Origin of the sequence: Xanthomonas populi (assembly GCF_002940065.1) — a bacterium.
Classification (GTDB): Bacteria; Pseudomonadota; Gammaproteobacteria; order Xanthomonadales; family Xanthomonadaceae; genus Xanthomonas; species Xanthomonas populi.
In genome coordinates, this window is record NZ_MDEJ01000042.1 from 20494 (window position 1) to 30126 (window position 9633).

Sequence of the window (9633 nt, forward strand, 5' to 3'; positions counted from 1 at the left end):
CCTAGCAGGGCAGCGGACCGCTGCCCTCATCGTTGTCGCGGCCCAGTTCATCGACCCAGCGCAGCACCACCGCCACCGTTTCGAACAGCGATTCGGGCACCGCGTCGCCCAGTTCGACCTGATGCAGCGCACGCGCCAACGGCGGGTTTGCAACGATCGGAATGCCCTGGTTGTGCGCATAGGCACGCAGTTCCAGCGCACCGTCGTCCACACCCTTGGCAACCACTTGCGGCAGACCGAAGCCGTCCGGTTCGTAGGCGAGCGCGACCGCGTAATGGGTCGGGTTGACCACCATTACCTTGGCCTTGGCGACGCGCTCGCGCGGGTCGCCGAAGACCAGTTCCTTGCCGAATTCCTTTCGCTTTCCCTTCAGTTCCTGGTCGCCTTCGCTTTCCTTGTGTTCGCGTTTTTGCTCGTCCTTGCTCATGCGCTTGTCGCGGATGAACATCCAGTGCTGTACGCTCCAGTCTGCGGCCCCGACCAGCACAAACACCAGCACCGCCAGGGCGCACAGCGTCCCCAGCGCACGCCAGCTGATCTGGGCGATGTCGGGCGTTGGTTCGTAGGCCAGCCCGATGATCATCGGCATGAGTGCGCGTATGCCGTACCAAAGTACCACGCCGATCAGAACCGCCTTGACGCCCAGTTTGAGCAGATCCACGAGGCTTCGTATCGAAAAGAGTTTTTTGAAGCCGTTCACGGGGTTGAGCGAATCGAACTTGGGCGTGACCGGTTTGAGCGAGGCATTGAGCCCGGTCTGTAGAAAGGTGCCGATCAATCCTGCGGCCAGGCAGGCCACCACGAAGGGCAGCGTCAGCAACAATCCCTGGATGCCGATGCGACCGAGCGCCCGGTTCAAGGCGGTGGCATCGCGTGTATTGGCGGTGAAATCGAAACCGATCGACATCAGTGCGCGCATGTGTTCGACGAAGTAGTTGCCTGCCAGTTTCATCACCAACAGCGCGGCCATCAGCACCGCGGCGGCAGTGACGTCCGGGCTGATCGGCATTTCCCCGTCTTTGCGCGCATCCTGCAGTTTCTTTTCTGTCGGCTTCTCGGTCTTCTCATCCGACATGGCGATCTCCGGCCGTTGTTACTGCACGCCTATTGTGGTTGAGCCGTCGCCAGACGATCCGCTCCCAAGGCGAACGTGTGCATGGGTGTGCGAAGCCGGGTGTGTTTGTTCGCGATGGTATTCGGATGTTCGCTTCTGAAAGGTCTTCAGTCGGCGCGGACGCGTACTTTTCAACACGCATGATGTCCACAGCCATTGAATGACGAGGTGCGGTATGGAAAAGATTGAATGTCCCGGTTCGGTCGTGAGCGGGCTGATAGAACTGATCACGGTCGGGCTGACCAACGAAAAACTCGAAGAGGCCGCAGCGGTGCTGGCCGCAGTGCGGGTGCTGCGGCCAGAGCTGAAGGCGCTGGATACCTTCGATGCATGGATTGCGATCAAGCGCGGCAGTTATCTTGACGGCGCCCGCCTGCTGCGTGAGCTTGAGGCCGATGCGGGCTCCAAGCCTTTGTGCAAGGCCTTGTACGCGTGTTGCCTGTTTGCGGTGGGCGACCCGTCGTGGCACGGCATTGCAGACGGTCTGATCGAAGAGGACGCCGACGCCGACGCCGTTAGCCTGGTCAAGGCGCTGTCAGGACGCTACACCCCGGCACCGGCGCAATTGGAATCGGTGGCCGAATCCGCCGCTCCGATGGAAGTTCCCAACGCCCAGTATCTGCGCGCCTGACCCGGCCCACACCTAGCCTGCGGAGCATGCTCATGACGCTCATTCCTCCTGTCCCACCAATCACTGCCAGTACCGGCCTGTCCATGCAAACGGTGTCGCCGACGGCAGCGCCGAACCAGGCGCTTGTCAACCGCTTCCAGGCGCTGATGCAGTCCTCCAGCCCGCTGCCGCCTGCCATGCAGCGTGTGGGAGAGCCGAGCATGCTAAGCCGGATGGTCGACGTGCAGAACGATGGCGTGCGGACCATGACCGAGCATATCGATGCCTTCAGCACACAGGCGCCGACCATGGGCATGCAGGAAATGGCCTCGCAACAAATGAAGTTGATGCACGAGCTGACGATGGTCGGTTTCAACCTCAATGTCAGCGTTGGCGTGGCGCAGTCGGGCAAGAACGCCGTGCAGACACTGTTCAAGAACCAATAGCATGCGAAAGCTCAGATATCTGGTGGTGTTGTTGATTGCACTGCTGCTGTCTGGCTGTGACCAGCAGCTGTATTCCGGGCTGACCGAGAACGACGCCAACGACATGCTGGCCGTGCTGCTGACTGCCGGTGTGGATGCAGAAAAGTTCACGCCCGATGACGGCAAGACCTGGGCAGTCAACGCGCCGCGCGAACAGGTGTCGTACTCTTTGGGGGTGCTGCGCGCGCATGGCATGCCGCGTGAGCGACACGCCAATCTCGGCGAGATGTTCAAAAAAGACGGCCTGATCTCCACACCCACCGAAGAACGCGTGCGCTTCATCTACGGCGTGTCGCAGCAGCTGTCGCAGACGTTGTCGAATATCGATGGCGTGATCGCGTCCGATGTGGAGATCGTGCTTCCCAATAACGACCCGCTTTCCGCCTCGGTCAAACCCTCCAGCGCTTCGGTGTTCATCAAGTTTCGCATCGGTAGCGATCTGACCAGCCTGGTGCCCAGCATCAAGACGCTGGTAATGCACAGTGTGGAAGGACTGACCTACGAAAACGTCAGCGTCACGCTGGTGCCAGGCGGGGCGGAGAGCGATGCGCAGTTATCTGCATCTGCGCCTCCGCGCCCCTGGGCGTGGCCATGGCTGGCCGGATGCGCGCTGGCGCTGTGCGTGGCGGTCGGTGCGGCAGCGCTGTATTGGTGGCCGAGCGCCGATGCGCGCCGTTGGGGCGGCTGGCATCGCCTGCGCGAGTTGACCAGAAAAAATGCTGGGTGAGGCCGCTGGATGGACAACGCACGCATCGACAACGCTGCACTGTGGCTTCAACGATTGACGGCGACCGTGTCCGCCCTGGCGCAATCGCTGGATGCAGACCGGGTGGCACACTGGCTGGGTCCGGTCGCTGCGTTGGGCTGGGAACGTGCGCCTGCGCAGCGTCGTTTGCGGGTGATCCAGGCCTGGTCGGGATGGTCGAGCATGCAGATCTCTGCGCTGGATCCGCTGGCCAACCGGCTGGTCGTGCTCGCGCCCGACCTGCTCGCCAAGGTGCTTATGAGCCGGGCGTTGTTTTCGCGCGCACCGGCGCTGCGCCGCTGCATCGAGCGCGAGCGCCTGACCTGGTTCGAGCAGCGGGTGGGGCCGGCGGTGTTTGAGCATGTGCGCCATCGCGCAGTCAACGGCATGACAGAGCCGCTGTTGCCGCGTGATGCCGACCAGGCGGCATGGATCGGCGATGGCTGGCGTCGATTGGTGGCCGATGGCGCCTGGCACGACCCCTGCATCGCCAAGGTGGTGGCGCTGTCCTTGCCGTTGGGCGCTGCCCACGTGGCGCCCATCGCTGCAGATGGCGCGAGCGATGCGTTCCTGCAGGCGCTTCCCACCTTGTTGCCGGAGTTGCCATGCGTCTGTGGCTGAGGTCCACATCGGAGGCAGTCGGCCTGGACTGCGACGTCATCCCACGCGAGGCATTGGCCTGTGTGCTGGAGCTGGACGCAGCGAGTGTGCAGGTCCATGCGCGTTGCGCGCAGATGCTGGCGGACGCCCAGACGCGTGCACAGGCGCTGGTCGACGACGCTCAGCAGCAGGCCGAGGCGATCCTCAAAACCGCCCGGGACAAAGGCGAGCGTAGTGCACGACTGGGCTACGCAGCCGGGCTGCGTCGCCGGCTCGACGAGTGGAACGAGCGCGGCGTTCGCCATGCCTTCGCGACCGAGGCCGCCGCGCAGCGCGCACGCGAGCGTCTGGCCGAGATCGTTGCGCGCGCCTGCGAACAGGTTCTCCGCGGGCACGATCCCGCTGCGCTGTACGCGCGCGCCGCGCAGGCGCTGGACGGCGCCCTGGACGAGGCGAACGCCTTGCGGGTGAGCGTGCATCCCGATGCAGTGGATGACGCGCGGCGCGCCTTCGATGCGGCCGCGGCGGACGCAGGCTGGACCATACCGGTGGAATTGTGCGGTGACGCGAGTCTGGCCTTGGGTGCCTGCGTGTGCGAATGGGATACCGGCGTGTTCGAGACCGATCTGCGCGAGCAGCTACGCAGCATCCAGCGGGTCATCCGCCGCGTCCTGGCCGGGCCGCAGGCGGTGCCGGATGTCTGCTGAGATGCCGGTGCTGGAGGCAACGCTCGAGCGCGAATTGGCTGCGCTCGCCTTCGGTCGTCGCTACGGCAAGGTGGTCGAGGTGATCGGCACCATGCTCAAGGTCGCCGGTGTGCAGGTCAGCTTGGGCGAGGTGTGCGAGTTGCGCCAGCGCGACGGCACGCTGTTGCAACGCGCCGAGGTGGTGGGCTTCAGCCGCAATCTCGCTTTGCTGGCGCCGTTTGGCGAACTGGTGGGGTTGTCGCGCGAGACGCGCGTGATCGGATTGGGGCATGCATTGGCGGTGCCGGTCGGGTCGGCGCTGCTGGGACGCGTGCTCGATGGCCTGGGCGAGCCGGCGGACGGCCTTGGGCCGGTCGCCGGCGACGGCTGGGTACAGATCCAGGGACAGGCGCCGGATCCGATGCGCCGACGCCTGATCGAACAGCCGATGCCGACCGGTGTGCGCATCGTCGATGGCCTGATGACGCTGGGCGAAGGCCAGCGCATGGGCATTTTCGCCGCAGCCGGCGTCGGCAAGAGCACCTTGATGGGCATGTTCGCGCGCGGCACCCAGTGCGACGTCAACGTGATCGTGCTGATCGGCGAGCGCGGACGCGAAGTGCGTGAATTCATCGAGATGATTCTTGGCGAAGACGGTCTGGCGCGCAGCGTGGTGGTGTGCGCGACCTCCGATCGCTCATCCATCGAGCGCGCCAAGGCCGCCTATGTCGGCACCGCCATCGCCGAATATTTCCGCGATCAGGGCATGCGTGTTCTGCTGATGATGGACTCGCTGACGCGCTTTGCCCGCGCACAACGTGAGATCGGTCTGGCCGCCGGCGAGCCCCCCACACGTCGCGGCTTCCCGCCGTCGGTGTTCGCAGAGTTGCCACGCCTGCTCGAACGTGCCGGCATGGGCGAGAGCGGCTCGATCACTGCGTTTTACACCGTGCTGGCAGAGGACGACACCGGCAGCGATCCGATCGCCGAAGAAGTGCGCGGCATCCTGGATGGGCATCTGATTCTTTCGCGCGAGATTGCCGCCAAAAATCAGTACCCGGCCATCGATGTGCTGGGAAGCCTGAGCCGGGTGATGAGCCAGATCGTGTCTGCCGAGCAACGCCAGTACGCCGGCCAGCTGCGGCGTCTGCTGGCCAAGCACAACGAGGTGGAGACCTTGCTGCAGGTCGGCGAATACAGCCATGGCAGCGATGCGGTCGCCGACGAGGCGATCGCCAGGATCGATGCGATTCGCGAGTTCCTCAGCCAGTCCACCGATGAGCTCAGCGACTATGACACCACCCTGGAGCAGCTTGCTGGCGTGATCGACGATGCGTGAGCGTGCCAGCACCTGGACGACGTTGCAGCAGCTGAAGACGCGCCGTTACGAGCGGATGCAGGACCGCCTGAGCGAATGCAAGCGTGGGATGGAGCAGTGCGACCGCGAGCGCGCCAGTTGCAGTGAGGAGGCCAACGCCTGCACCACGCGTCTGGACGCGTTCGATGCCGCGCTGGCCGACAAGGCCTGTTCGGGTGAGCCGATCGGCATCGAGGCGATCCTGCAGCACCAGAGCTTCCGCACAGTGCTGCAAGAGCGCTGCAGCGCCGCAGAGCAGGCGCTGGCCATGGCGACGCAGGGGTTGCAGCGCGCGCGCGATGAGGTGGCAACTGTGCAACAGACCTTGAGCAGGCTGCAGGCGCAAGCGGATGTGTATGCAGAAAAAGCCGCCAGCGCGCACCGTGCCTGGCAAGCACAACGCGAAGCGGCTGAGGAGGAAGACGCGATCGAAGCGTTGGTCGGGCTGCGTTTGCATCGTGCCGCGCGCGGAGTGGGGCAATGAACGACACCGCCAACGCGCTGTTGGCGCTTTCATCCCAGGGCGTGTCGCTGCTGACCCTGCTGGCGCTGTGCGGGGTGCGCGTGTTCGTGATGTTCTCGGTGCTGCCGGCAACGGCGCAGGACAGTCTTCCCGGAATGACGCGCAACGGCGTGATCTATGTGCTGAGTTCGTTCATCGCGTACGGACAACCGGCCGATGCGCTGGCCAGGATCGAAGCGACGGGCCTGGTGGGGCTGGTGTTCAAGGAAGCCTTCATCGGCCTGCTGATCGGGTTTGCCGCATCGACGGTGTTCTGGGTTGCCGAGAGTGTGGGCCTGCTCATCGACGATGTGTCCGGCTACAACAACGTCCAGATGATCAATCCGTTGAGCGGTGAGCAGAGCACGCCGGTCTCGACGGTGTTGATGCAGCTGGCGATCGTGTCCTTCTACGCGCTGGGCGGCATGCTGATGCTGCTCGGTGCGCTGTTCGAATCGTTTCGCTGGTGGCCGATGAGCCAGCTCACGCCGGACATGGGAGCTGTCGCCGAGTCCTTCGTCATCCAGCAGACCGACGGCATGATGGCCGCAATCGTCAAGCTGTCCGCACCCGTGATGTTGGTGCTGGTGCTGGTGGATCAGGCCATCGGCTTTGTGGCGCGCGCCGCCGAAAAGCTGGAACCCTCAAATCTGAGTCAACCGATCCGTGGGGTACTGGCGCTGCTGCTGCTCGCATTGCTGACCAGCGTGTTTATTACGCAATCCGGTGACGCACTCAGCTTCCTCCACTTCCAACAGCAGTTGCACGATGCCGCGAACGCCTGCGGCAAGGGGGCGCATCGAATTGATCATTTTTGAGACATCGACTACCGTGCGCTGCCTACACTGACCGCATAAGCTCCCGATGTGCTGCCCGACGCTGTGGTCCGCAGCCCGGCTGCATCCTGCACGCAATCCCCAGCCGGCGCCTGCATGTCAGGCGCCGCCCTATCGACTTCTTTCACTGCCTCGCAGAGGGAACGCCATGGCATACGCCTGTCCTCCAGTTCACCGCCATCGACGTGCGCCATTGGTCGCCACATTGCTGCTTAGCCTGTTGCCGCTGCTGCCGCCGCATGCCAATGCCGCGGAGGTGCCGTGGCATTCGCGCAGCTTCAAATATGTCGCCGACCACAAGGATCTCAAGGAAGTGCTGCGCGACCTGTCCGCGAGCCAATCCATCACCACCTGGATTTCACCGGAAGTGACCGGCACGCTCAGTGGCAAGTTCGAGGCTAGCCCGCAGAAATTCCTCGACGATTTGTCTGCGACGTTCGGCTTCGTCTGGTATTACGACGGTGCCGTACTCAGAATTTGGGGCGCCAACGAAACCAAGAATGCGACCTTGAATCTGGGCGCCGCATCGACGACTGCGCTGCGCGATGCGCTTGCGCGCATGCGGCTGGACGATCCGCGCTTTCCGGTCCGTTACGACGAGGCAGCGCACGTGGCGTTGGTGTCCGGCCCGCCGGGATACGTGGATACCGTCGCCGCGATCGCCAAGCAGGTCGAGCAGGGCGCGCGCCAACGCGACGCCACCGAAGTACAGGTGTTTCAGCTGCATTATGCGCAGGCGGCCGATCACGGCACCCGCATCGGTGGGCAGGACGTCCAGGTCCCGGGCATGGCCAGCCTGTTGCGTGGCATATACGGCGTGCGTGGCGCGCCAACTGCGTCGATGCCCGGGCCGGGCGCGAATTTCGGGCGGGTGCAACCGGTTGGCGGTGGCTCGTCCAATACCTTCGGCAACGGCGGTCAAGGCCAGAATGGCGGTGGCAACAACAATGGCATCCTCGGATTACCTGCGTCGTGGTTCGGCGGTGGGTCGCCATCCGATCGGGTGCCGGTCAGTCCGCCCTTGCCGGGCAGTGGCGCCAATGCGCCGGCCAGTGTCTGGCCGGAGATGAGCCAAGCCAGACGCGATGCGCCGCTGGCGATGGACGCCGGCAGCGGCGGCGAGCTGGCCTCTGACGCGCCGGTGATCGAAGCCGACCCGCGCACCAATGCCATCCTCATTCGCGACCGCCCGGAACGGATGGCCGCATACGGCAGCTTGATCCAGCAGCTCGACAACCGTCCCAAGCTGCTGCAGATCGATGCCACCATCATCGAGATCCGGGACGGTGCCATGCAGGATCTCGGTGTCGACTGGCGTTTCCATAGTCGGCGTGTGGATGTGCAGACCGGCGATGGGCGTGGCGGCCAGCTTGGCTACGATGGCACGTTGAGCGGTGCCGCGGCGGCAGGTGCAACCGCTCCATTGGGCGGCACGCTGACGGCGGTTCTGGGAGACGCGGGGCGTTACCTGATGACGCGCGTATCGGCGCTCGAGCAAACCAACAAGGCCAAGATCGTGTCCACCCCGCAGGTCGCAACGCTGGACAACGTGGAAGCGGTGATGGATCACAAGCAACAAGCATTCGTGCGTGTCAGCGGTTTCGCATCCGCAGACCTCTACAACCTGTCTGCAGGCGTGTCGCTACGCGTATTGCCGAGTGTGGTGCCGGGGTCGCCAAACGGACAGATGCGCCTGGATGTACGCATCGAAGACGGGGAATTGGGCGCCAATACCGTCGACGGCATTCCCGTAATCACGTCCAGCGAGATCACCACGCAGGCGTTCGTCAACGAGGGCCAGAGTCTGCTGATTGCAGGTTATGTCTCCGACACCGATCAGACCGATCTGAACAACGTTCCCGGGTTGTCCAAGATTCCACTGATCGGCAACCTGTTCAAGCATCGCCAGAAGAGCGGGTCGCGGCTGCAGCGGTTGTTCTTGCTGACCCCGCATATCGTCTCGCCCTGAGCAGCGCTTCGGGGTGCAGCCGATGCTGTTACAGCAGGCTGCCGCGTGACGCGGCAGCCTGCACGTATGCCAATCAGGCTTGGCCGGTGATGCTCGACAGGTTGGCATTGAAACCGCCACTGCCCATCAGGCTGCTGCCAACCGAACCGCCACCGCCCATGCTGGCGCCGCCTTGGCTTTGCATCAGTTGCATCACGATCTGCATCAGCATCTGCGTCAACGGACTCGTGCCGCCCTGCTGACCGTTCTGCTGTTGTTCGTCTCCGCACTCCTGACTAGCGTCGCTGCCCTGGTTCTGTTGGAGCATCATCATGATGAACATGGCGAGCAACTGATCCAGCTGCTTCTCGGTGTCAGCCGAAGACGAGCCCTGATTGGAGTTCTCTCCTTGCTGGGGCCCGATGCCCATCGGCTGCTGCAAGTTACCTATATTAAGGGTGTTTCCGATAGATGAGTCCATGGTGATTCCCGTCTCATGTTGTTGAACTGGATACATCGCGGATTGCCGGAAAGCTGCAACGGCAACATCGCACCGGGGACGCTGCGCTGCCCCGGACCTCAAAGTAGAAGAGGCAACGCCGATGCATCTGTCAGGATGCGAAAGCGCGCTTTTGCTTGCGAACCTGACGGCGAAAAAATACCGGGAACACGCTATGGCCTGTTAACACATAAGAAGCCCTTCAACGATCAGGACGAAGCTCAGGAATCCGAGGAACATGACGTCGAGCT

The 9633-nt window shown here is 63.6% G+C and carries 12 protein-coding genes; 10 read left to right on the forward strand and 2 right to left on the reverse strand.

Annotation, left to right across the window (positions count from 1 at the left end; translation table 11 throughout):
* Position 1 precedes the first annotated feature (1 nt).
* A complete protein-coding gene (gene sctU, locus XpopCFBP1817_RS08915; protein WP_128416851.1) occupies positions 2-1075 on the reverse strand; it encodes a type III secretion system export apparatus subunit SctU in 1074 nt (357 codons plus the stop codon).
* 214 nt (positions 1076-1289) lie between these two features.
* On the opposite strand from sctU, the gene XpopCFBP1817_RS08920 reads away from it, so the two are divergent.
* The 9 genes from XpopCFBP1817_RS08920 (at position 1290) to sctC (ending at position 8904) form a co-directional block, all read left to right on the forward strand.
* Entirely contained in the window at positions 1290-1745 is a 456-nt protein-coding gene (locus XpopCFBP1817_RS08920) for an HrpB1 family type III secretion system apparatus protein (RefSeq protein WP_128416852.1), read from the forward strand.
* A 32-nt stretch (positions 1746-1777) separates the two neighbouring features.
* Positions 1778-2170 carry a type III secretion protein HrpB2 gene (locus tag XpopCFBP1817_RS08925; protein ID WP_128416853.1) on the forward strand — a complete coding sequence of 131 codons (393 nt, stop codon included), beginning with the start codon at positions 1778-1780 and terminating at the stop codon, positions 2168-2170.
* Between the two features lies 1 nt (position 2171).
* Positions 2172-2936, forward strand: coding sequence for a type III secretion system inner membrane ring lipoprotein SctJ (gene sctJ, locus XpopCFBP1817_RS08930; RefSeq protein WP_128416854.1), 765 nt, complete (start codon positions 2172-2174; stop codon positions 2934-2936).
* Between the two features lie 9 nt (positions 2937-2945).
* Entirely contained in the window at positions 2946-3575 is a 630-nt protein-coding gene (locus XpopCFBP1817_RS08935) for a type III secretion protein HrpB4 (protein ID WP_128416855.1), read from the forward strand.
* The gene (gene sctL, locus XpopCFBP1817_RS08940; RefSeq protein WP_128416856.1) at positions 3560-4261 is read left to right on the forward strand and encodes a type III secretion system stator protein SctL; all 702 of its coding nucleotides are present in this window, start codon (positions 3560-3562) and stop codon (positions 4259-4261) included. Before XpopCFBP1817_RS08935 ends, sctL begins: the two co-directional genes overlap by 16 nt.
* Positions 4251-5579 (forward strand): type III secretion system ATPase SctN, encoded by a 1329-nt coding sequence (sctN, locus tag XpopCFBP1817_RS08945; protein WP_128416857.1) that lies wholly within the window; start codon positions 4251-4253, stop codon positions 5577-5579. The genes sctL and sctN overlap by 11 nt, the downstream gene beginning before the upstream one ends.
* Positions 5572-6081 carry a type III secretion protein HrpB7 gene (locus XpopCFBP1817_RS08950; RefSeq protein WP_128416858.1) on the forward strand — a complete coding sequence of 170 codons (510 nt, stop codon included), beginning with the start codon at positions 5572-5574 and terminating at the stop codon, positions 6079-6081. The genes sctN and XpopCFBP1817_RS08950 overlap by 8 nt, the downstream gene beginning before the upstream one ends.
* The gene (sctT, locus tag XpopCFBP1817_RS08955) at positions 6078-6917 is read left to right on the forward strand and encodes a type III secretion system export apparatus subunit SctT (protein WP_128416859.1); all 840 of its coding nucleotides are present in this window, start codon (positions 6078-6080) and stop codon (positions 6915-6917) included. The genes XpopCFBP1817_RS08950 and sctT overlap by 4 nt, the downstream gene beginning before the upstream one ends.
* Positions 6918-7083: 166 nt before the next feature.
* Positions 7084-8904: a type III secretion system outer membrane ring subunit SctC gene (gene sctC / locus XpopCFBP1817_RS08960; protein ID WP_128416860.1), complete on the forward strand. Its 1821-nt coding sequence runs from the start codon at positions 7084-7086 to the stop codon at positions 8902-8904.
* A 73-nt stretch (positions 8905-8977) separates the two neighbouring features.
* On the opposite strand, the gene xopA is transcribed toward sctC, so the two are convergent.
* Positions 8978-9364, reverse strand: coding sequence for a XopA/Hpa1 family type III secretion system protein (gene xopA, locus XpopCFBP1817_RS08965; protein WP_128416861.1), 387 nt, complete (start codon positions 9362-9364; stop codon positions 8978-8980).
* A gap of 15 nt (positions 9365-9379) precedes the next feature.
* Between xopA and XpopCFBP1817_RS22130 the strand changes: the two genes are divergently transcribed.
* Positions 9380-9633: hypothetical protein (locus XpopCFBP1817_RS22130; protein WP_208619583.1), on the forward strand; the 254-nt coding region annotated here is incomplete at its 3' end.